At 36.0% G+C, this 22,102-nt stretch carries 22 protein-coding genes and 1 tRNA gene; 11 read left to right on the plus strand and 12 right to left on the minus strand.

The features are described from left to right. Positions 1–741 (plus strand): PKD domain-containing protein (locus BXY82_RS06700; RefSeq protein ID WP_133757443.1); only part of this gene is annotated, 741 nt, incomplete at its 5' end. 121 nt (positions 742–862) lie between these two features. Here the strand turns inward: BXY82_RS06700 and rho are convergent. Beyond that, positions 863–2,593 carry a transcription termination factor Rho gene (gene rho, locus BXY82_RS06705; protein WP_133757444.1) on the minus strand — a complete coding sequence of 577 codons (1,731 nt, stop codon included), beginning with the start codon at positions 2,591–2,593 and terminating at the stop codon, positions 863–865. Positions 2,594–2,814: 221 nt separating this feature from the next. On the opposite strand from rho, the gene BXY82_RS06710 reads away from it, so the two are divergent. Then, a complete protein-coding gene (locus BXY82_RS06710; RefSeq protein ID WP_133758603.1) occupies positions 2,815–3,225 on the plus strand; it encodes a DUF4293 domain-containing protein in 411 nt (136 codons plus the stop codon). A 464-nt stretch (positions 3,226–3,689) separates the two neighbouring features. On the opposite strand, the gene BXY82_RS06715 is transcribed toward BXY82_RS06710, so the two are convergent. Then, the gene (locus BXY82_RS06715) at positions 3,690–4,181 is read right to left on the minus strand and encodes a metallophosphoesterase family protein (RefSeq protein WP_133757445.1); all 492 of its coding nucleotides are present in this window, start codon (positions 4,179–4,181) and stop codon (positions 3,690–3,692) included. Between the two features lie 195 nt (positions 4,182–4,376). Between BXY82_RS06715 and truA the strand changes: the two genes are divergently transcribed. Together truA and BXY82_RS06725 are read left to right on the plus strand one after the other, a co-directional pair. Continuing rightward, on the plus strand, positions 4,377–5,126 hold the full coding sequence (truA, locus tag BXY82_RS06720) for a tRNA pseudouridine(38-40) synthase TruA (protein WP_133758604.1): 750 nt from the start codon (positions 4,377–4,379) through the stop codon (positions 5,124–5,126). Positions 5,127–5,130: 4 nt separating this feature from the next. Further along, positions 5,131–6,900 (plus strand): ABC transporter ATP-binding protein, encoded by a 1,770-nt coding sequence (locus BXY82_RS06725; protein WP_133757446.1) that lies wholly within the window; start codon positions 5,131–5,133, stop codon positions 6,898–6,900. Positions 6,901–6,933: 33 nt separating this feature from the next. Here the strand turns inward: BXY82_RS06725 and BXY82_RS06730 are convergent, their stop codons facing one another. The 3 genes from BXY82_RS06730 to folP are packed head-to-tail and all read right to left on the minus strand — an operon-like array spanning position 6,934 to position 9,257. Continuing rightward, complete coding sequence (locus BXY82_RS06730) at positions 6,934–7,716, minus strand: diadenylate cyclase (RefSeq protein ID WP_133757447.1); 783 nt, start codon at positions 7,714–7,716, stop codon at positions 6,934–6,936. 35 nt (positions 7,717–7,751) lie between these two features. Continuing rightward, positions 7,752–8,429, minus strand: coding sequence for a hypothetical protein (locus BXY82_RS06735; protein WP_133757448.1), 678 nt, complete (start codon positions 8,427–8,429; stop codon positions 7,752–7,754). 3 nt (positions 8,430–8,432) lie between these two features. Next, positions 8,433–9,257: a dihydropteroate synthase gene (folP, locus tag BXY82_RS06740; RefSeq protein WP_133757449.1), complete on the minus strand. Its 825-nt coding sequence runs from the start codon at positions 9,255–9,257 to the stop codon at positions 8,433–8,435. A gap of 169 nt (positions 9,258–9,426) precedes the next feature. On the opposite strand from folP, the gene BXY82_RS06745 reads away from it, so the two are divergent. The 5 genes from BXY82_RS06745 (at position 9,427) to BXY82_RS06765 (ending at position 13,157) form a co-directional block, all read left to right on the plus strand. Next, positions 9,427–9,969: a DUF1599 domain-containing protein gene (locus BXY82_RS06745; protein ID WP_133757450.1), complete on the plus strand. Its 543-nt coding sequence runs from the start codon at positions 9,427–9,429 to the stop codon at positions 9,967–9,969. Positions 9,970–10,017: 48 nt separating this feature from the next. Beyond that, on the plus strand, positions 10,018–11,112 hold the full coding sequence (locus tag BXY82_RS06750) for a BT_3928 family protein (protein WP_133757451.1): 1,095 nt from the start codon (positions 10,018–10,020) through the stop codon (positions 11,110–11,112). Positions 11,113–11,163: 51 nt separating this feature from the next. After that, positions 11,164–11,913, plus strand: coding sequence for a triose-phosphate isomerase (tpiA, locus tag BXY82_RS06755; protein ID WP_133758605.1), 750 nt, complete (start codon positions 11,164–11,166; stop codon positions 11,911–11,913). 71 nt (positions 11,914–11,984) lie between these two features. After that, positions 11,985–12,821, plus strand: a complete 837-nt coding sequence (gene prmA, locus BXY82_RS06760; RefSeq protein WP_133757452.1) for a 50S ribosomal protein L11 methyltransferase — start codon at positions 11,985–11,987, stop codon at positions 12,819–12,821. Between the two features lie 60 nt (positions 12,822–12,881). Further along, positions 12,882–13,157, plus strand: coding sequence for an ATP-dependent Clp protease adaptor ClpS (locus BXY82_RS06765; protein ID WP_133757453.1), 276 nt, complete (start codon positions 12,882–12,884; stop codon positions 13,155–13,157). 95 nt (positions 13,158–13,252) lie between these two features. On the opposite strand, the gene BXY82_RS06770 is transcribed toward BXY82_RS06765, so the two are convergent. The 5 genes from BXY82_RS06770 to BXY82_RS06790 all read right to left on the minus strand — a co-directional run bounded on the left by BXY82_RS06770 (position 13,253) and on the right by BXY82_RS06790 (position 17,342). Beyond that, complete coding sequence (locus tag BXY82_RS06770; RefSeq protein ID WP_133757454.1) at positions 13,253–14,659, minus strand: MBL fold metallo-hydrolase; 1,407 nt, start codon at positions 14,657–14,659, stop codon at positions 13,253–13,255. A gap of 134 nt (positions 14,660–14,793) precedes the next feature. Then, entirely contained in the window at positions 14,794–15,585 is a 792-nt protein-coding gene (locus BXY82_RS06775) for a sulfite exporter TauE/SafE family protein (RefSeq protein ID WP_133757455.1), read from the minus strand. Positions 15,586–15,587: 2 nt separating this feature from the next. Next, a complete protein-coding gene (locus tag BXY82_RS06780) occupies positions 15,588–16,001 on the minus strand; it encodes a DUF6691 family protein (protein ID WP_133758606.1) in 414 nt (137 codons plus the stop codon). 84 nt (positions 16,002–16,085) lie between these two features. Next, positions 16,086–16,646 carry a YeeE/YedE family protein gene (locus tag BXY82_RS06785; protein ID WP_133757456.1) on the minus strand — a complete coding sequence of 187 codons (561 nt, stop codon included), beginning with the start codon at positions 16,644–16,646 and terminating at the stop codon, positions 16,086–16,088. A 60-nt stretch (positions 16,647–16,706) separates the two neighbouring features. Then, positions 16,707–17,342 (minus strand): Crp/Fnr family transcriptional regulator, encoded by a 636-nt coding sequence (locus tag BXY82_RS06790; protein ID WP_133757457.1) that lies wholly within the window; start codon positions 17,340–17,342, stop codon positions 16,707–16,709. Between the two features lie 84 nt (positions 17,343–17,426). Here BXY82_RS06790 and BXY82_RS06795 point away from each other — a divergent pair. Beyond that, positions 17,427–17,500 (plus strand) — tRNA-Arg (locus BXY82_RS06795). 348 nt (positions 17,501–17,848) lie between these two features. After that, positions 17,849–18,208, plus strand: a complete 360-nt coding sequence (locus BXY82_RS06800; protein WP_133757458.1) for a hypothetical protein — start codon at positions 17,849–17,851, stop codon at positions 18,206–18,208. Positions 18,209–18,660: 452 nt separating this feature from the next. On the opposite strand, the gene BXY82_RS06805 is transcribed toward BXY82_RS06800, so the two are convergent. Beyond that, complete coding sequence (locus BXY82_RS06805) at positions 18,661–20,103, minus strand: TlpA family protein disulfide reductase (protein WP_133757459.1); 1,443 nt, start codon at positions 20,101–20,103, stop codon at positions 18,661–18,663. A gap of 441 nt (positions 20,104–20,544) precedes the next feature. Continuing rightward, complete coding sequence (locus BXY82_RS06810; protein WP_133757460.1) at positions 20,545–22,089, minus strand: RagB/SusD family nutrient uptake outer membrane protein; 1,545 nt, start codon at positions 22,087–22,089, stop codon at positions 20,545–20,547. Between the last annotated feature and the right edge of the window lie 13 nt (positions 22,090–22,102).

The raw sequence follows: 22,102 nt of genomic DNA on the forward strand, positions 1-22,102 counted from the left end.
GCAACAGACCCAGAGTCGGATGCATTGACCTATAGCGCAATGGGACTTCCAAACGGACTCACCATAGATGCCAGTACGGGATTGATCAGCGGAACTGTCGCCACGGGCAGTGCGACCAACAGTCCGTATACAGTAGAGGTTACGGTAACCGATGATGGCACGCCATCAGAGAGTACCAAGGTGACCTTTACTTGGACCGTCAAAATACCTGCGGAGAATCAAGCACCAATTGCGGTTATTACGGCGAGTGAGGTTTTAGGAACGGCACCATTTAAAGTATTCTTTACAGGAAGCAGATCCACGGATGATAATGGAATCAAAAGTTACTCATGGAACTTCGGAGATGGGACCACTAGTAACGAGATGAATCCAACGCATGTGTTTGATACGCCTGGATCGTATACTGTTGAACTTACTGTTACAGATGGTTTACTTACAGACACAGCCTTTATAGTAATTACAGTAGGTGACAGAGCAGGTAAATTGAAAGCAGTTATCAAACCAAATCCAGCTAAAGGTTTTGCTAAGGTATTCATGTTAAATGCATCTACTGATGATGTTGTTGCAGGAATTAGTCTCCATGATACTGCCGGAAAATATATAGATACCATTTCGTATCCTCCATTTGTCAATGGTCATTATTCAGTTCCTGTGTATGGATTGCAGGATGGTGTGTATTTCATAACCGTACGCATGGAAGGTGATACGGTTCTTACCGTAGTCTTGGTAGTGAAGAATTAGAATCAATTATAGGAAGGAATGACATTGCAAAATGTTATTCCTTTTTTTAAAGCTAATCATAGTGCAAAAAAATCCCCGAATTTTATGATTCGGGGATTTTTATTATTTATAAAACTCTGGACTATCCATTCATAGATAATAAGAATTCTTCATTATTTCTAGTTTTCTTGACTCTATCATTAATAAATTCCATAGCCTCTACAGGGTTCATATCTGCAAGATACTTGCGCATCACCCACATTCTTTGAATGGTGTTTTCATCTAATAATAAGTCATCTCTACGCGTACTTGATGAAGTCAAATCAATAGCAGGGAAGATACGACGGTTAGAGATTTTTCGATCCAGCTGTAACTCCATATTGCCAGTACCTTTAAATTCTTCAAAAATCACCTCGTCCATTTTAGAACCTGTTTCAGTTAATGCTGTCGCAATAATGGTAAGAGATCCACCATTTTCAATGTTACGGGCGGCACCAAAGAAACGTTTTGGTTTATGTAACGCATTGGCATCAACACCACCACTTAATATTTTTCCTGATGCCGGTTGAACAGTATTATAAGCTCTTGCCAAACGGGTAATTGAATCTAATAATATCACCACATCATGGCCACATTCTACTAGGCGTTTTGCTTTTTCTAAAACAATATTGGCAATCTTGACGTGCTCATGTGCTTCTTTGTCAAATGTAGAGGCAATAACTTCACCACGTACATTTCGTTGCATGTCAGTTACCTCTTCGGGACGCTCATCAATTAATAAAATCATTTGGTAAACTTCAGGATGGTTAGCTGCAATGGCATTCGCAACATCCTTAAGTAGCATTGTTTTACCTGTTTTAGGTTGTGAAACAATCATACCACGTTGTCCTTTCCCAATGGGAGAGAACAAATCCATAATTCGGGTAGATATGGTACTTTGTCTTTCGGCAAGATTGAATTTTTCTTGTGGAAATAACGGTGTTAAGTGTTCAAAAGACACCCGATCTCTTACAACTTCGGGTTTTTGACCGTTAATTTTACTAACTTTTATTAAAGGGAAATACTTTTCACCTTCTTTAGGAGGTCTTACATGACCAAGAACAGTGTCTCCAGTTTTAAGACCAAATAATCTGATTTGTGACTGTGAAACATAAATGTCGTCAGGAGAGGATAGGTAATTGTAATCTGAGGAACGTAAAAAACCGTATCCATCTTGCATGATATCCAAAACACCTTCACTTTCGATAATCGCATCAAATTCAAAATCTGGTTCTCTGTAACGGTTACGAGTATCCTTATTTCCGTTATTTACTTTTGACGATGCATGATTACTATTATCACGATTATTATTGTCTCTAGAGTTTGACTTGTTCCCATTAGTATCGCTAGAACGCTCTTGCCTATTATCTTTTCTTTGAGGTTTATTGGAGCTATCTTTTTCTTTTTGGGGATGTTGCTTTTTATCTCTATGCTCTACCTTTTTTGGATTAGATGCATCCCTTTTAGCTGATTTTGCAGTTTCAGAGTGAGATATGCCTTCTGGAGTGGTGGCCTTAGGGGCCGGTTTTTTAGCTTCAGCTTTAGACTCCGGCAATTCCATTTTTTGTTGGGATTGGTCAACAGCAGGTTTTTTTTCAACACGCTCTCTTTTCTTTTTAGGAGGTGTTTTAGCTGTTTTAGGAGTCTCAGATTTAACGTCGGCAGGAGCAGCAATTTCTGTTTTCACTACATCCGGATTTGCAGCTTGTAAATCTAGAATTTGATAAACTAAATCTAATTTTTTGAGTGTACGGTATTTGGGTACATTAAGTTTTTGAGCTATTTCTTGTAAATCAGAAAGCTTCTTTTCTTTTAATTGCGAAATTTCAAACATGTATGTTTATGAATATTATTATAAAATTGAAATTGGATTAGTTCCGAACCTTAGTTTAGAATTAAGAAGAGGAAAAATCGAATGTAATTTTTGAAGATTTAACACCCTATCACTCTGCGAGTAACGGAATGTTATTGCAATAATACAATTTTATTTTAAAAATTACAGTATGATTTAAAAAGAAACTATTAATTTTGAGCGTTAAATTTATTGAATTAATCATGTTACAACGCATTCAAACCATATATTTACTCATAGCAGCCCTATTTTCATGCGGCCTGATATTTGTATTCCATTTGTGGACCAATACTGAAGATGTACTTGTTTATGCCAAAGATGAAATGTTGTATTTGGCTATGTTTTTTGGATCAGCTGCCTTATCTTTGATTTCAATATTTAATTATCAAAATAGAAAGTTCCAATTTGTGCTGGGACGACTCAATATCATATTAAACTTTATTTTATTAGGGCTATTTGTATATCAATTGCTAATGGCGCCTGGAGAAAGTCAAATTTCCGAGAAAGGCGTTGGGATCTTTATTCCTATTTTTTCTATCGTATTTTTGGTGTTAGCCAATAAGGCCATAAAAAAGGATGAAGATCTTGTAAAATCTGTCGATAGATTGCGATAAACCTTATATCTTAATTTTTTTAGTGCGTAAACCCGAGGTGAAGATCTCGGGTTTTTTTAGTGAAACCCAACACCCAAAAGCCGAAGGCGCATTGGGTTTTGTTGGTTGAACTATCCCGCTGAAAAGCGGGATCTCATTAATAATATAACCATTTCCAAAAGCCGAAGGCGCATTGGGTTTTGTTGGTTGAACCTGTCTGCCGACAGGGAGGCTATCCCGCTGAAAAGCGGGATCTCTTCAATAGCCTCATGGTTGTAAAAACCGAAAGCGCATTGGGTGCTGTTGCTTGGACTATAGCGATTAAATGTCGGATTTCTTCAACAGTATAACCATTTTTACGAAGATAAATAAATAGTGGGCTGATTGCATAAAACACCTTGTTAATGCGTACTTTATCACAACTTAGTAATTACCAAAACATTAGGTATTTATTAATCAAAAATAATAGTAAGAAAAAATTCGCCCTACTTTTTAAATTCAATCACCTCTAAGTTATCAATCTTACTCTCATCAATGGTAAAACGAAGCATAGTCCTTACAGTATGAAAACCGTGTTTTCCTATAGCTCCAGGGTTCATGTGTAGAAGATTTAATTTTTTGTCAGGCATGACTTTCAAAATATGGGAGTGTCCACAAATAAACAGCTTTGGTGGGTTTTTATAGAGCAATTCCCTAACCCTATTATTGTACTTGCCCGGATAGCCACCTATATGTGTTATAAAAACATCTACGTTTTCGCACATAAATCTGTTATTTTCACTGAATTCCTTACGGGCATCGGTGCCATCTATGTTGCCATAAACAGCTCTAAGAGGTTTTAGTTTTTTAATGGTATCTGTTACTGTTAAGTCGCCAATGTCTCCAGCGTGCCATACTTCATCGGCTGCTTTTACATGCTTTATAATGGCCTCATCAATGTAGCTATGCGTATCTGAAAGAAGTAGGATTTTTTTCAAGCTGAATTATTTTAATAAGATTTATGTAATGATCAAGAGGTTTCTGAAAGCTCTGGGCTTTTAAAACGGAATTCTCGTTATCTTTGCAACTCACAAAATTAGTGATAAAGACATAAACTTGAACTCTGTTTCAATTAAGATGCATGAAAAGCATTTATGTCAGATATTAAACTATCAAAATCTACCACAGTCACATTGAGATATTTTATCGAATTGTCATATAACGGGAAAGCCTATCATGGCTGGCAAAATCAGCCTAATGCCATTTCAGTGCAACAGGTTATAGAGCATGCTTTATCAACTTTATTGAGAACATCTATAAGAATAATGGGTGCTGGACGAACAGATGCAGGTGTCCATGCTTCTCAAATGTATGCTCATTTTGATGTGGACGAACCAGTGGATGTAGAGATCCTTATTTTTAAGATTAATTGGTTTTTACCGCATGATATCGCTATCCACCGAATCTTTAGAGTAAAAGATAAAGCCCATGCTAGGTTTAATGCTTTAAGTAGAACATATAATTACCGAATTTCTAATACAAAAAATGTATTTACCCATGATTTTGCTTACAAAATCCATTTGTCTTTAGATCTGGATAAAATGAATGAGGCCTGCACTATCTTATTGCAGTATAAAGACTTTCAATGCTTTTCGAAAAGTAATACAGACGTAAAAACGTATTATTGTGATATTAAAGAAGCCAGATGGGTGTTAAATGGGACGGAATTGACTTTTATCATTACTGCCGACCGATTTTTAAGAAATATGGTGCGTGCCATTGTGGGCACTATGGTCAATATTGGGTTAGGTAAAATGGAAGTTGCACAATTACATGACATCATCAAATCTAAAAATAGAGGCGAAGCTGGCTTTTCAGTTCCTGCTCAAGGATTATATTTAACAAATATTCAATATCCCAACACTATTTATAACGTAGAATAAGATTATGAGTGCCAAAAAGAAAACTAAAGTTTATGATGTGGGCTTGTTTAAGCGTTTGATGCAATACATCAAACCATATAAATTCGTGTTTACACTTACTTTGTTGTTTGTTACGGGACTAGCTGTTTTTGGTGCCCTTAGACCTTATGTTTTACAGCAAGCCATTGACAATCATATAGAACTCCAACATTATGATGGGTTTTTGTTTTACATCATCTTAATGATTGTATTATTGATTTTAGAGGTGGTATGCCAATTGCTATTTATCTATAATTCTAGTTGGTTGGGCCAATCTGTGGTTAAAGACATCAGGGTGAAACTGTTTAAGCATATTATGAGTTTCAAAATGAAATATTTTGATAATTCTTCTGTTGGAGTTTTAATTACAAGAACTGTAACGGATATGGAACGTATTTCAGATATCTTTGGGGAGGGGCTTTTTATGATCTTCAGTGACATGCTCAAGATGTTGGTAGTGGGCGGTGTAATGTTATGGATGAATTGGAAACTTGCTTTAATGGTATTTACAACGTTACCACTTGTGCTTTTCGCTACTAAAATCTTTCAAAAGTATATGAAGATTGCTTTTGAAGATGTTCGTAATGAGGTTTCTAATCTTAATTCCTTTGTCCAGGAACGCGTTACAGGAATGAAAATATTACAGTTGTTTACAAGAGAAGAAACTGAATATCGTAAATTTAAGGAAATTAACGCACGCCATAAAAAAGGGTGGTTAAAGACAGTGTGGTATAATTCTGTATTTTTTCCTATTGCAGAATTTTTATCGTCGCTTACTTTAGGACTTGTGGTATGGTATGGCGGACTAAATATTTTGTCGGATGATTTAGCATCTCAAGGTGATTTGTTTGCTTTTATTATGATGATTCCTATGTTATTTAGACCCCTAAACCAAATTGCAAATCGTTTTAACACCTTACAAATGGGAATTGTTGCAGCCAATCGGGTGTTTGATGTTTTGGATACGACATCTCAAATAGACGACGTAGGTACTATTGAAGCAGCACATTTTGAAGGGAATATCAAATTTGAAAATGTTCACTTTTCATATATTGATGACGAAGAGGTATTAAAAGGCATCTCATTTGATGTAAAGTCAGGTCAAACTATCGCTATTGTGGGTGCTACTGGAGCAGGGAAGTCTACGATAATTAATTTGCTCAACCGTTTTTATGACATTCAAAAAGGAACAATTTATGTGGATGGTGTCAATATTAAGGAGATGACTTTAATTTCATTGAGGGCGCAGATTGCAGTGGTGCTTCAGGATGTTTTTCTCTTTGCGGATACGATCATGAATAATATCACGCTCAACAATCCGGATATTACAGAGGCTCAAGTTAAGCAAGCGGCTAAAGACATTGGAATTGATGAATTTATAATGAGCCTACCGCAAGGCTATGATTATAATGTAAAGGAACGCGGCGTTATGCTGTCTTCAGGGCAACGTCAATTAATTTCCTTTTTGAGGGCTTATGTAACCAATCCGAGTATTTTAATATTAGATGAGGCAACGTCTTCAGTAGATTCTTATTCAGAACATTTAATGCAAGTAGCTACTGAAAAAATTACAAAGGGCAGAACCTCTATTGTAATTGCACACCGTTTGGCAACAATTCAGAAGGCCGATCGAATTATTGTGATGGACTCAGGACGTATCGTAGAACAGGGAACACACCAGGAGTTACTTCAAAATATTGATGGGTACTATAAAAATTTATACGAAGTACAGTTCTTAAAAGCTAAAACAGCTTAAATTGAATTGTGATTCTGAGACCTAAAAGCTATTTTAAGCCAAGTCCTTTTTAATCATCATAATCAGCTCGTCATTATCTTTAAACATGATAAATTCACCATTTTTGATATAGCTAATTTGCCCTGTTTCCTCACTCACCACAATCGCTAAAGCATCCGTTTTTTCAGTTATACCCACCGCAGCCCTGTGTCGTAATCCAAAACGTAACGGAATATTTCGCTCATTACTGACAGGAAGAATGACACGAGTTGCCTTAACAATATTATTGGCAATTACAATGGCGCCATCATGTAGAGGACTATTTTTAAAAAATATACTTTCAATAATGGGTTGGGTCACTCCAATATTCATGGCGTCACCAGAGCTGGTTAAAAAATCGAGATTATTGCTGCGTTCTAAGACTATTAAGGCTCCAGTTCTAGTGGAAGCCATTTTTTGGCAAGCAGAAATGAGTACGTCAACATCGGTTTGAACTTGTTCTTCAGTTTTTAAGAAATTAAGATGTCTCAAAAATTTTCGCTTATTGCCAAAATTAGTAGAACCTACCATTAATAAAAACTTGCGTATTTCTGGTTGAAAAACAACAATCAAAGCAATAATACCCACATCCATAAATCCATTAAAAATGGTGCTCAATAGGCCCATTTTTAAAAATGTAGTCAATTTCCAAACAAAATAAATAATAATGATGCCAATAAAGATGTTGATGGCAACGGTACCCTTTATAAGTTTGTAAACGTAATATAATAGTATGGCAACTAGGAATACGTCTATAAAATCTATGATGCCGAAATCCCAAAATTTAAGTTGATCCAATCCTGATGTGTTTTTGTAAAATTAGAAAAATATGATTAATAAATAAATTCGTTAGTATTGACGGTAATTTTGGATGAATCAATTTGAGACAACACTGATTTTAAAGAAATATAATCCTGAAAAGTTAATTTATCTTTGATGTTTAGATAAATTTCATACTGCATTTGATTTGCTAGATCTTCTAAATCCTTTTGCACGCTATAAAGTGTAGAATTTTTTAAAATAGAATCTTTTAAGATTGTCACTAATTTTATATCTGATGGACTACTAAAATCCAATATGATTTTGCGCTCTCTAGGGTTGTTATAATCTGGCGTAACATTAGGTGATACGTAATTGATTTTATATATCACATCAGTAAACTCTATAAAGCCGAGGTTTTTAATGCTGGTGTCATTACAGGTATAATAATTTTTTGCGGTTTCATTTTTATGGTCTGCATTCCGTTTTTTATTTTGTAACAAAATAATTTTTGGGATGGCCTGCTTTAAAGTGAGTCGTTTGTCAACATTTACCAACCAATTGGTCGTACTAATTAAATTGCCTCTATTTAAATCTGTACTGTCATTTTTGGTTTTATCGTAAAATAAATAGGCTGGAGAAACGTCAGTAACTTTGGTTATTTTCGCATTGGTTATTTCGGGTAACAATACCGATTTTTCTTTAGAACAAGAAAACGTTAACACCAGTAAACTGAGTAAGAGATGTTTCATGACTTAAGTTTTTATTTGCTGTGTAAGTTGAATGCATTCCATGGCTTCCTTAACATCATGCACCCGTAGGATGGAGGCGCCTTGTTGCAGTGCCATGGTATTTAAAACAGTAGTGCCATTTAAAGCTTCAGATGGAGAAGCCTCTAATAGTTTATAAATCATAGATTTTCTTGATATGCCAACTAAGACAGGTTTGTCTAACCTTTTAAATGCATTTAAAAGCTTCAACAATTCATAATTTTGCGCAATCGTTTTTGAAAACCCGAACCCAGGATCTACAATAATATCCACAAGGCCTAATGCCCGCGCCGCAGCAATTCGTTCAGAAAAATATAACAAAATGTCTTTAATCAGGTGATCATAGGTAACTTGTTGCTGCATATTTTGTGGCGTTCCTTTCATGTGCATCATAACATAAGGTACTTTAAGTTTCGCAACAGTTTCCAACATAGTATCGTCCATTTTTCCGGCCGAAATATCATTGATCATACACGCCCCAGCAGCAATAGATTGTTTGGCTACTTCACTTCTAAACGTGTCGATGGATATGAGAATATCAGGAAAGGTTTGAGTCAATAACTTTAAAATGGGGAGCAAACGCTGTAATTCTTCTGCCTCGCTGATGTGCGTCGCACTAGGTCTTGAACTGTAAGCGCCAATATCAATAAAAGTGGCGCCATCATTCAGCATTTTTTCAACGTGCTTCAAAATAACCGCGTCTTTAGTATTAACGCCGCCATCATAAAAAGAATCAGGAGTTAGATTTAATATTCCCATAACTTTGGGAATGGTTAAATCAATAAGTTCTCCTTTGCAATTAATGGTCATTTTTGTTTTTTTTCTGCGAAATTATCTATGGTTTCTACAATTTGAGTTTATCCCGGAAATGTAATACTTGGGTTTTATGCTCTATAAAACCATACATTCGTCTATTCGTGGCTATTCGTTTTGAACTTTGAACAATTTAAGCGAAATTTACGCAAAATTACCAGTTTCTATGCAAGATACCTCAAAACAATATGATGCCGTTATTGAAAAATGCCGAAATCTCTTTGTAAATAAAATGTCCGATTATGGAAGTGCCTGGCGCATTTTAAGGTTGCCATCATTAACTGATCAAATATTCATCAAAGCACAGCGCATCAGAGGTTTGCAACAAAATTCTGAACGTAAGGTTGATGAGGGGGAGGAGAGTGAGTTTATTGGTATTATCAATTACTGTACTATGGCGCTCATTCAATTGGAAAAGGGCGTGGTAGAGAAACCTGACTTATCTTTAGAGGAAGCGACGAAGCTTTATGATGAAAAAGTAGCATTATCAAAAGCACTCATGATGAATAAAAATCATGATTATGGTGAAGCTTGGCGCGATATGAGAGTGAGTAGTCTTACCGATCTTATTTTGCAGAAATTACTACGTGTTAAACAGATTGAAGATAATGCAGGCAAAACCATCGTTAGTGAAGGTATTGACGCCAATTATCAGGATATGATCAATTACGCGGTTTTTGCCATGATTCATTTGAGCGAATCAAAATAAATATAAGTAAAAGCAGTGCTCTAGGAGCCTAAAAAATAGATTTAATATATGAAGGTTTTAGTTTGGATTAGTAGAATAATAGTTGGCCTCCTTTATGTCATTTCGGGCTTTGTAAAGCTAAATGACCCGTTGGGTTTTGCTTATAAACTACAAGAATATTTTAGTGCGCAAGTTTTAAATATTCCGTTTTTAGAACCGTATGCCTTGGGGATAGCAATTATTGTAGTGGTTTTTGAGGTGGTTTTGGGCATCTTCTTGCTTATGGGCTATAAACCGAAATTTACAGTTTGGAGCTTACTGCTGATGATTATATTTTTTACCTTCCTTACCTTTTATTCAGCTTATTATGATAAGGTAAAGGACTGTGGTTGTTTTGGAGATGCTATGCCGCTCACACCTTGGCAAAGTTTTACTAAGGACATCATTTTACTGTTCTTTATATTAATTCTCTTTTTAGGGGTTAAACATATCAAGCCTATCTTTAGCAGATTGGGTAGTACTGTGGTAGCACTACTCAGCTTTTTGGCATCCCTTTCATTTGCGTATTATGTACTCATGCATTTACCAGCCATAGATTTTAGAGCTTATAAAATTGGAGATAATATTCAAGATAATATGCAATTGGCTCCAGATGCAAAAAGAGCGATTATTGATTATGAGTGGACCTACACCCTAAATGGTGAGGAAAAAGTATTGACAGATCGCGGACAAGGACCAGCGGCGTACGATGAAATTATCGCTGTCGAAACCAAAGAAATTCAAGCAGCCGATCTTCCTAAAATCCAAGATTTCTCCATCGAGTCAGAGGATGAAGATTTAACCTCATATTTCTTGGAAAAGGATAAATTGTTGATGATTGTGGCTTATAATTTGAGATCTTCGGAAAAAGAAGGTATGGCAAAATTAAAAAGGTTGTCAGATGAAGCGCTTAAAAAAGGCTATACTGTTATTGGGATGACCACTAGTGATGATGCCACAAAACAAAAGATAAAAGCGGATTATCAATTGGATTTTGAATTTTATCTGTGCGATGAAAAAGTACTTAAAACCATTGTGCGTTCAAATCCTGGTGTAGTCATCTTAAATAAAGGAACTGTGATGCAGAAAAAGCATTGGAATGATATTGAAGACTTAAAATTATAATAGTAACTAAATATGGAAATCCTGTCATTAGAGCTGGATTTAGAATCGGATATGAGAAAAAATATAGTAGCAGGAAATTGGAAAATGAACAATGATTTATCGGAAACCGAAACATTGATCAGAGAATTAAAATTACAGAATAACCCATCAGACGTTGAGGTTATGGTTGCCCCGTCCTTCACCAATCTTTGGCAGGCATTCAATACGTTAAAAGACCACCCTATTGAAGTCATTGCTCAAAACATGCATTTTGCTGAATCTGGGGCATACACTGGAGAAGTGAGCGCGGCAATGTTGAAAAGCTTAGGAATTAAGACCGTCATTTTAGGCCACAGTGAGCGTCGTGCGTACTTTAATGAAACAGATGCTATTTTGGCTAAAAAAGTTGATACAGCTTTAAAAAACGAGTTGCGGGTAATATTTTGTTTTGGTGAAGAACTAAAAGACCGAAAAGCTGACAACCACGAAACCATAGTGGAGAATCAGATAAAGAATGCGTTATTTCATTTAGACGCCTCAGCACTTCAGCATATTGTATTGGCTTATGAGCCAGTTTGGGCTATTGGTACAGGAGAAACTGCAAGCCCGGAACAGGCTCAAGATATGCACGCATTTATCAGAAAAACTTTGGCTGCCAAATATGGTAATGATGTTGCAGATGAAACTTCTATTTTGTACGGTGGTAGTGTAAAACCCAACAACGCTAAGGAGATTTTTTCTAAACCGGATGTTGATGGAGGGTTGATAGGTGGTGCAGCGCTAAATGCTGACGACTTTTTTGCCATTGCAAATTCGTTTTAATTTTTTTAACATGCTTAGGTGTCGGTTTTGGATTTTAAATACGACAACTACAACTTAATTGTATCGTATACATGTCAAATACCATTTATATAGGGTATCATTTCAAGGTGGCCCCATTGCAGCCAGGTACTGAAATTTTAATTGCAGAATTAGGTTATGCTGGTTTTGAAAGTTTTGTAGAAACTGAAGATGGTGTAACGGCTTATATTCAAAAGGACGAGTGGAATGACGCGATTCTTGAAGATATTCAGATTTTAAATTCTGACGAATTTGAAATTTCATACACCTTTGAAAATATAGAGCAAACCAATTGGAATGAAGAATGGGAAAAGAATTTCAACCCTATTGTAGTTGATGATGTGTGTTCAGTACGGGCGCCTTTTCATGAAAAGCCTGACACGCAATATGATATTATCATCGAGCCGAAAATGAGTTTTGGAACCGGGCATCATGAAACCACCCATATGATGATTCAGCACATTCTTAAGGATGATTTTAAAGGCAAATCAGTGCTGGACATGGGGTCCGGGACAGGCGTTTTGGCGATTCTTGCAGAGATGAAAGGTGCAAAACCTATTGATGCCATAGATTATGACAATTGGTGCTATGTGAATAGTTTGGAAAATGTTGAGCGCAACAATTGCGAACAAATAACCGTATTGGAAGGCGATGCAAGTCTGTTAAAGGATCAAAAGTATGACATTGTAATTGCTAACATTAATCGAAATATTCTTTTAAATGATTTAGGTACTTATGCTAAATGCATGAACCCGAACGGCGCAATGTACTTGAGCGGGTTTTATGTGGATGATATTCCAGCCATTGAGGAAGAATGCAATAAACAGGGTTTGACCTACGTTGATAGATTGGAAAAAAATAAATGGGTTGCGCTAAAATTCGTAAATTAGTAAGACTTAATACTTTAATTATGAACTACAGATTGATTTCTGTACAATGAAGACTAAAAAATGAGTACTAAAGAGAAAATTCAAGAAGACCTTCTCGTTGATACCCTAGAGCAAAATCAGAACGAGATTGTATTGTACAATGATGATGTCAATACCTTTGATTATGTTATTGACACATTGATCTATGCGTGTGATCATACACCAGAGCAAGCAGAACAATGCTCAATATTGGTACATTATAAAGGAAAGTGTACTGTAAAAACGGGTTCTTATGACGATCTTGAGCCAAGATGTTCCAAGCTTTTGCAAGCGGGACTGAGTGCGGAGATTGTATAAACAAGCTCATTAGAATAAATAAAAAGACCTCACGAGTTTCAAACTAGTGAGGTTTTTTGTATTGATGTATACTCCGTGCTTAATAAAGCATCTTTTTATAAGGTTGAAGGGCATACAAATTCCGTAATAGGCAAATCGGTTTTCTTAATTGCTCCAAATCCGCCGGCTACATCCACCAACTTATCAAATCCACGAGCTTTCAATATCGAGGCCGCAATAACGGAACGGTATCCACCAGCACAATGCACATGGTAGGTTTTTTTAGAATCGATCTGGTTCATTTGCTTATTAATGAAATCCAAAGAAAAATGTTGTGCGTTTTCTAAATGAGATGCTTTATACTCGCCATCTTTCCTAACATCAAGAATGTTGAGTTTTTCTGATCTTGCTTTAGTTGCAAATTCTTCGGCAGATATGGATTCTAAAGTTCCTACATCTTTACCGGAAGCTTTCCAAGCGTCAATGCCGCCTTCTAAATACCCAAGCGTGTTGTCATATCCTACACGGGATAAACGTGTCACAGCCTCCTCGCTTTTACCTTTAGGCACTACCAAAATCAGCGGTTGCTTTAAATCGGTTATTAGGGCGCCAACCCAAGGGGCAAATTGCCCGTTCAAACCAATAAAAATAGAATTAGGAACATGACCTGCAATAAAATCTTGTTGAGTTCTGACATCCAACACTAATGCATCTTCATGGTTTGCCATCGCTTCAAACGTTTCTGGAGATAAGGGCACATTTCCAGTTTCCATAACCTTTTCAAAAGCATCGTAACCTGTTTTATTCATCATCGCATTTTTTGCAAAATACTGAGGTGGCGGCGGCATACCATCCAAAACTTCTTTAATGAATTCCTCTTTGGTCATATCAGCACGAAGCGCATAATTGGTTTTCTTTTGATCTCCAATAGTGCCAACGGTTTCCTTACTCAAGTTCTTTCCGCAAGCAGAACCTGCCCCATGAGCGGGATACACAATAACGTCATCCGCCAAAGTCATTATTTTTGTGCGAAGGGAATCGTAAAGCATTCCTGCCAAATCTTCTTTTGTCAAATCAGATTTAATAGCTAAATCAGGACGGCCTACATCACCTAAAAACAAAGTATCGCCCGAAAATATAGCATGGTTGTTACCATTTTCATCAATCAACAAAAATGTTGTTGATTCTAAGGTGTGTCCCGGGGTATGTAAGGCTTTAATAGTAATTTTTCCAATGTTAAACTCTTCGCCATCTGTAGCAGAATGAATATCATAAGTGGTTTCAGCTCCCGGTCCGTAAACAATGGTGGCGCCAGTTTTATTGGCTAAATCTACATGGCCAGAGACAAAATCAGCATGAAAATGAGTTTCAAAAACGTATTTAATTTTTGCGTTTTCAGCGTTTGCCTTTTCAATATAAGGTTGTATTTCGCGCAATGGATCAATGATTGCAACTTCGCCTTCTGATTCAATATAATATGCCCCTTGTGCCAAACAGCCTGTATATATTTGTTCTATTTTCATAATTTTAATATTGTATGCCCTAGTCAAAAGGCTTTATTCATATTTTATAATGCACTTAAAATGTGTTTTTTTGCATCCAATTCCAAAGATATAAAATCGATCCATAACGTATTGTAACTTAGGTTGCCCTAGTATTATGTTAATTCCATATACATAATATAACATGCCATGATAAGCGTAAAGTACCCAAATCCTCGTTTTAAACTTTCATTAGACACATGTTTAGAAGCATAACCGCCTAAAATAATTCCAATAATGGTAAGAGTTGAAAAGGCGAGTAAAAACTTCCAATCGACATCTATGTTTTGTACATCTCCAGTAAAACCAATAAGCGAGTTGATTGTAATAATGACCAATGAGGTGCCAACCGCTTTCTTCATAGGGAGATTGGCCCATAGCACCAATGCTGGAACATATAAAAATCCGCCACCTGCACCAATTAGCCCAGTAATGGTTCCGATAATTAAGCCTTGAATAAATGTCAGGTAATAAGCTTGATTTTTTTGAGGTCCGTCCACTTCTTTTTTCTTTCTAATCATCGAAATTGATGATAACAACATGATGATTGCAAAAAACAACATGATAGCCACTTCTTTTGTAAAGATGAAATCATTCACTTGGAAAAAAGTATCTGGTAGACTTGGTACTAAATAACGACGTGTTAAATAAACTGCAAGAAAGGAAGGAAATGAAAAGATTAAACCGGTTTTAATATCCACTAGTTTTTTTTTGTGTTTTTGGATGGTCCCAACCAAAGATGAAGACCCCACAATAAATAATGAATATGCCGTAGCAATAATAGGGTTAAAGCCCAAAAGATAAACCAAAATAGGTACTGTTAATATAGAACCGCCGCCACCAATAAGCCCTAATACAAAGCCAACCAAAAGTGCGCCAATAAAACCTATAATGTGCAGTGTATCCATAATTAATGAGGTAATCTATCTTTTAGTACACCATAAACATACGTTCCTAAGATAGCAGCAAAAATGAGAATGAGTATCGAGAAAACTCCCGTGCCAACTAAAACATACATTGGTCCCGGACAAGCGCCAGATAGCGCCCATCCCAATCCGAAGAGTGTACCACCCACGATATAACGAACCAGGCCCTTTTCTTTATCAGGAACTCTCATAAACCCGCCTTCAATATTTTTGAATTTGAATTTTTTTGTAAGGAGCATCAAAAGAACCCCAGTCGCAACAGCTGAACCAATAATGCCATACATATGAAACGATTCAAACCTGAACATTTCATAGATGCGATACCAAGATACGGCTTCTGATTTAACGAGGACAATTCCAAAGACCACTCCAACGAGTAAAAATTTTATAAATTTCATCTGTGCTTTTTTATATGATTTAATGCCCATGCATCTAGAACTACGATTTAAATGAATTCCAGATGTGCATAAAGACAGGTTATATTAACCGAAAATTAAAGGGAATACTAAATGAATCATAATTAAACCGCCAAGGAAAAATCCTATTACGGCAATTAATGAAGGCAGTTGCAAGTTGCTCAGCCCGGTAATGGCGTGACCAGAAGTACATCCACCAGCGTAACGTGTACCGAAACCAACCAAGAAGCCTCCAATAATTAATATTGACAATCCTTTCAAACTTAAGACAGCATCCCAGCTATAAAGCTCAGCGGGTAACAATGATTTGCCAATATTTTCAAATCCATATTGCGAGAGACTTTCAACTGTTACAGGATTAAGATCTATATCAGTGGGAACGGAGAGTAAAAAATGAGCAATAAATCCGCCAATAACGGCGCCCAATACCACGGTAAGATTCCATCGTTGTGCTTTCCAATCGAAATCGAAGAATTTTGTCTTTTTTCCCGCACCGGCAATGGTGCATAAAGTTCTTAAATTGGAAGACATACCAAATGTTTTTCCAAAATAGACAAGCGTAAACATGATAATTGCCATCATCGGGCCGGCAACATACCAAGGCCATGGTTGTAAAATGTAATCCATATTAATTAAATTTATGCAAATATAAGGGTAGCAAATGAACTGAATTGAAATAATATTGACTTAAAAATTCAATACTTCCAGCTTATTACGGCTCAAAATAATTTTGCCTTCATTTTCCAATTGTTTTAATACCCGAGAAACAACTACCCTTGATGTATTTAAATCTTCCGCAATTTCCTGATGGGTTTTTGAAATTGTTTCAGAAGCATTCAACTTAACATGATCTTTGAGGTATTTAAAAAGGCGTTCATCCATTTTCATGAAGGCCAATGTGTCAATAGTTTCGAGCATTTCATTAAAACGAATCTGATAGCTTTGCAAGATAAAGTTGCGCCAACTTTCATTTGTATGAAACCATGTTGACATTAGATCATTAGGAATCATAATGACAGTGGAATCTTTATCGGCAACGGCCCTAATTTTGCTGCTCGATTTGTCCATGCAGCAGGTTAAGGACATTGAACAGGTGTCTCCTGATTCTAATACATATAATAGAAGCTCATTTCCATTATGGTCTTCCCGTAACACTTTAATGTTGCCGTTTAAAAGCAATGGAACATGTGTCAGGTCTTGACCGATATCCATGATGATATCATCTTTTCTAAAATGCTTGATGATGCCGTATGTTGAAATGCTTTTGATGATGGGTGCATCAAATTGATATTTGAATGGCGTTAATAACTCTTGGTTTATCATAATTCAAAAATAAACAATTAGAAATTTGTAATAATTATTTGGTACTAATTTAATAAAAGTATTATATTTGCACCCACTTAAAAAGGCCTCGTGGCGCAACTGAATAGCGCACTTGATTACGGCTCAAGAGGTTACTGGTTTGAATCCAGTCGAGGTCACAAGACGCTTTAAGTAAAAGCACTAAAACCATGCAAACACTACGTTTCGCATGGTTTTCCTGTTTTTAGGCATACATGTAAATTGATATCAAATCATTCAAAGTGTCTGATATTCAGTTGCCTCTCGTTCAAAGTGTCTGCTCAGTAGACATTTTTAAGGAAATCGTCACGGCAGAAAATCATTGAGAATAGTGAAACAGGAATAATGGTTTTTAGAGAAATCATGGAAACTAAAATTGGTAACGCCTTCCAATTATATAATTTTAGCCGTCCACGTTAAGGTTCAATTCACCTAAAATTACCATATCTTAAAGCAGAAATTTAAAATCCGAATACACACTAGCATAAATGACATTACAAGAATTAGTAGGGGACTACTCCATAATAGGTAAAAATCAAGAAGACACTGAAACTACCTATAAAGGCATTCTATCTTTATCCTTAAACGAGCACAACAGAATCCGCGCAAAATGGCTCATAAATGATGTCCAAGTACAGCAAGGAACAGGGTTTTTTAAAGACAATATTTTGGTGATTAATTTTAACTATCAAGGTGAAAATTTGGAGATATATAAAGGCGTTGCCGTATACCGTTGCATAACAAAAGATGTATTGGACGGTTTTTGGTCTGAAAAACACGGTGACCCCTTATTTCTTGGTGAAGAACAGTGTTTTAGAATCAAGTCCGGAACACAATTAGTTAATTAGGACTCTCATGGGAGACCTCTTCCTGTACTAATATCCAACAACTTTGAGCTCATAAGGTCTATTGATCTAGAGCTGCAAGGGTGCGCTACGCCTGTCAGAAAAAAATCTCCACGCTACTGGTCATACTTTTTTACAGCCCTTGCAGCAATCGCACCGTCCTGTGAAAAAGAGATTATGTTTAAGTTTTTATTTAAGATCCGCTTAGGCTATCGGTGGTTGTTGGCCGGCATACGTACATCGGGCAGTCCGTTTCATGCAGCTGTGTACTTCGTGGGCTTTAAAGAGTAGACAGGGCGCATCTTTTGGTTTGAGTGCTGTTTTTCTGAGCTCCCTTTTTTTGTCGTTCGAAGAAATAAGATAAAGGATTCGAGTATAGCGAAAGTGGTAATGCATAAAAAAGGAGCCCATGTGAAACTCCTTAATAACACCAATAAACTTTCTTTTGGCTATTCTTAATATAAATCCTTTATAGCTCTTTCAAAAAATAAAGAATCTGAAGGATGCGGCGCATCCAGTAAAATTAAATCTCCTTCCTTGTCAAAAATAAGGTACTTTGGAATCCCGCTACTATCTATATTGGAGAAAGCTGAAAATCGAGGTATATCAATGTCATGAATTAAATATTGATTTTCTAATAATCCAAACGCTTCTTTTTCTTTTGATTTGGCTATCCATTTACTTCTTCCTTTTTCTCTGTCAAAAGATAAAAACACCCATTTTACTTTTCCTTCATCATTCAATCTGCTTCTATACTCCTTAGATACCTCAATGTCATGTAAACAAGGGACGCACCAGCTCGCCCAAACATCAAAGACTAAGACTGTACCTTTGTTCTCATTGATTAAATCATTGATTTGATAAGTTTTGTTATCTAATGAAGTAACCTTAACATTCAATATAGAATCAGGAAGTTTGTTGTTTATCTTTTTAAACTCGTTTTCAATTTCAGTAATCTTATCGATGTAAAGCTTCTGGGTCATATTCTTTTTAGATGTCATCATCTTTGCTTTTAGCATATCTATATTGCTTGGTAGCAAATTAACGTGATTACTAATATAAATATCTGTTAATGCAAACTCTCGATGTGCGCCTTTTATGTATTTATTTATAAAATCCAATTGGTCGTTAATCTCTTTTTTTGAAAATTTCAAAGAAGGTTCTGTAAAATAATTTTTAATATAAGTACTAAATGCATACGTACTTTTTCGTGAACTTAAATCTAAATTTTCAAATGCGTAGATATCTATTTTATCAAAATAATCTGACGGTACTTCATTTAAAGTTACTTTTTCTTGAACTATAGGAGATATAAGATGTGAATAATGCTCTGAAAATAATTCATTCAGGATCCATTTTTTAAAATCTATAGAGCAATTATTTGTTTTGCAATAGTCATCAATATAATTTTTTCTTGTCTCAAAATATTGATTACATTTTAATTGATAATTATTTATGTTGTCCAAATAACTTGGGGAGTTTTGGTAAAATTGAATTAGGTTTCCAAAATAATTATAATGTGCTGCATTTTTCCCGGAAAAACTCAGGGAGTTTTCATCACCAGATTTATTTATGTTTATAAGTACTGTATCTTCAGTTGTTAAAAAAACGTCTTCCGACATACCTTTTAAGTTTATGGTAACAAAACGGGTATTAAGTTTAGATACGTCTAATGCTGTCGTTTCAGAAGTATCAATTTCCACAAATTTATTTTTAAAATTAACGCCATCATAGTAGGAGAACTTTATCCATTCACCCGCCAATGCGTCTGTTTTAAATATCACTTCTTCATTTGTTTGGTGGGAAGTATTAAGCTCACTTTTACAGTTTAGTATTAATACAAATACAAGGATCGATAGATATCTGATGTTTACTAAAGATAATTCTCTTTTATTCATAGAAATATTTTTTTAATAGACACTGAAGTTTTAGGATTTCTCCTAGTTTTAGAAAGACATGCAGCACAAATAGATCTTTCACCGCACAATGTGTTACAAAGTAGAAAAATAAATTAACAAAATCCCCATCCTTAAACATATTAGAATAATCTTTCTTAAGATTAGATACTATCTGTCCCTATATACGTAGTAGTTAACAAATAGGTCAGGCAGGAAATTTAAATCGGTCAGGGTATAAAGGACTGATAATTGTCCAAAAAGCAGTGGCAGGTCACGTAATAAAAATGCAACTTACTATTAGATAGTTTGTTGCATTTTTTGTTTGCATCAAATTGGTGTTGTCTGTGCCAAATGGGAATGTTGATTCAAGTATCTAAAATCAAAAAAAAGGCTGTCATTATTGTAATGACGGCCCTTTTTGGCTAATAAAATCAATAAAATTTAATTTATTTTAGAGTTTGAATTAATTTCTGATAGCGGAATTGGCAAGTAGGCATGAGAAGCTGCACTAAAATTCGTTCTCCCTGCTGCTTGCATGGCCTCGTCTAACAAATTCCATCGTCGTAAGTCAAAGAATCGAACAGACTCCAAGGTAAATTCCATTGTACGTTCATGTATGATTTGTTTTTTAACGTCTGCCTGAGACACCGCAGTTATTGGCGGCATATTGCCGTGTACTCTTCTCACTTCATTGATAATAGTGATGGCTTGTGGGGTTGCACCTGTCTCATTTAAGGCTTCTGCATACATCAGTAACACATCAGCATAACGCATCAGTACCACATTTACCCCAACATAACTATTGTTGGAGACATAATTTGGCAACCATTTTCTAAAGTAAGCTGAATTATCATTAGTGTTCCCGTAAGTATCATTCATAAGTTGATCCCAAGTGCTTCCCTGCATTGCATTGGTGCTTGGGTCATTATAATATGGATCTCTAAAATATAGTGAGCCATAAAGTCTATAATCGTAAAGTCCGTTACTAGCAATCTTTCCTTCTTTTTTCATGTCATTTACAACATTCATAGTGGCTGCAATACCACCCCAACCGCCAATGGCCCAATCGCCTACAAAGGCGTGCAAACGCGTCGCATTCCAAGAGGTTGCATCACCACTTTTAAATTGCAGTTCAAAAACAGATTCCGAGTTGTTTTCATTTTCACCATTAAATAAGCTGGAAAAATCAGATTCCAAAGCATAAGTTCCAGCAGCCCCCTCAACGATAGGCTTAAGTGCACTTGCTGCATTAGCAAAATCTGAAGGTTCTGCTGATGAAGGGTCTCCTGCCTTGTAGAGGTATGCTTTTCCTAAATACGCTAGAGCAGCTCCTTTGGTAGCTCTACCTGGCTCAGTACTTTCAACGTTTTTAAGCATCTCAGCAGCCTGTTTGAAATCTTTTATGATGGCTTCCCACGATTCTGGACGCGATGCCAAAGGTTTGTCTAGGGTTTCATTGGAAATCATTTCAGTTCTTAATATGATTTGCTCATATAGCGTCAGTAATTTAAAGTGATAATAGCCTCTTAAAAAAGTCGCTTCTCCGATGATCTGTTTTTTTTCCGCATCAGATATTTGATCTGAAGTCATTTCGCCAACCTTGGTAATGACTTGATTTGAGAAATTTAGCCCTTTATAATTTGTGGTCCAAATGACATCAATAAAGGTGTGGCCATTGGTGTAGTTAAAATTGAATATAGACATCCAATGCGAATAATTACTGGCATCTGGTCCTGGTAGAGCATAATCAGATCTGAAATACTCAACTACAGGTCGTCCTTCTTGCCATCCATCCCAAAAATTACTTCGAGATTCTAATTCTGAATAGGCGGCTACCAATCCGGATTGTGCATCTTCAGCGTTTCTCCAAAAGCTTTCAGAGGTGAGTTGATCTGGAGATGTTTGTTCTAAAAACTCATCATCATTACAGGATGTTGAGAAGGTTGCTATAAGCGTAACGACAATTATTTTATATAAATTTTTCATGGTGTTATGTTTT

The organism is Gelidibacter sediminis (genome assembly GCF_004364975.1).
Taxonomy (GTDB): Bacteria; Bacteroidota; Bacteroidia; order Flavobacteriales; family Flavobacteriaceae; genus Gelidibacter; species Gelidibacter sediminis.

What these genes read in the sequence shown, in the direction of transcription:
- rho (WP_133757444.1), bottom strand. Translation starts at nt 2,593, where the DNA reads ATGTTTGAAATTTCGCAATTAAAAGAAAAGAAGCTTTCTGATTTACAA.
- BXY82_RS06710 (WP_133758603.1), top strand. Translation starts at nt 2,815, where the DNA reads ATGTTACAACGCATTCAAACCATATATTTACTCATAGCAGCCCTATTT.
- BXY82_RS06725 (WP_133757446.1), top strand. Translation starts at nt 5,131, where the DNA reads ATGAGTGCCAAAAAGAAAACTAAAGTTTATGATGTGGGCTTGTTTAAG.
- BXY82_RS06735 (WP_133757448.1), bottom strand. Translation starts at nt 8,429, where the DNA reads ATGAAACATCTCTTACTCAGTTTACTGGTGTTAACGTTTTCTTGTTCT.
- folP (WP_133757449.1), bottom strand. Translation starts at nt 9,257, where the DNA reads ATGACCATTAATTGCAAAGGAGAACTTATTGATTTAACCATTCCCAAA.
- BXY82_RS06745 (WP_133757450.1), top strand. Translation starts at nt 9,427, where the DNA reads ATGCAAGATACCTCAAAACAATATGATGCCGTTATTGAAAAATGCCGA.
- BXY82_RS06750 (WP_133757451.1), top strand. Translation starts at nt 10,018, where the DNA reads ATGAAGGTTTTAGTTTGGATTAGTAGAATAATAGTTGGCCTCCTTTAT.
- tpiA (WP_133758605.1), top strand. Translation starts at nt 11,164, where the DNA reads ATGAGAAAAAATATAGTAGCAGGAAATTGGAAAATGAACAATGATTTA.
- prmA (WP_133757452.1), top strand. Translation starts at nt 11,985, where the DNA reads ATGTCAAATACCATTTATATAGGGTATCATTTCAAGGTGGCCCCATTG.
- BXY82_RS06765 (WP_133757453.1), top strand. Translation starts at nt 12,882, where the DNA reads ATGAGTACTAAAGAGAAAATTCAAGAAGACCTTCTCGTTGATACCCTA.
- BXY82_RS06770 (WP_133757454.1), bottom strand. Translation starts at nt 14,659, where the DNA reads ATGAAAATAGAACAAATATATACAGGCTGTTTGGCACAAGGGGCATAT.
- BXY82_RS06775 (WP_133757455.1), bottom strand. Translation starts at nt 15,585, where the DNA reads ATGGATACACTGCACATTATAGGTTTTATTGGCGCACTTTTGGTTGGC.
- BXY82_RS06780 (WP_133758606.1), bottom strand. Translation starts at nt 16,001, where the DNA reads ATGAAATTTATAAAATTTTTACTCGTTGGAGTGGTCTTTGGAATTGTC.
- BXY82_RS06785 (WP_133757456.1), bottom strand. Translation starts at nt 16,646, where the DNA reads ATGGATTACATTTTACAACCATGGCCTTGGTATGTTGCCGGCCCGATG.
- BXY82_RS06790 (WP_133757457.1), bottom strand. Translation starts at nt 17,342, where the DNA reads ATGATAAACCAAGAGTTATTAACGCCATTCAAATATCAATTTGATGCA.
- BXY82_RS06800 (WP_133757458.1), top strand. Translation starts at nt 17,849, where the DNA reads ATGACATTACAAGAATTAGTAGGGGACTACTCCATAATAGGTAAAAAT.
- BXY82_RS06805 (WP_133757459.1), bottom strand. Translation starts at nt 20,103, where the DNA reads ATGAATAAAAGAGAATTATCTTTAGTAAACATCAGATATCTATCGATC.
- BXY82_RS06810 (WP_133757460.1), bottom strand. Translation starts at nt 22,089, where the DNA reads ATGAAAAATTTATATAAAATAATTGTCGTTACGCTTATAGCAACCTTC.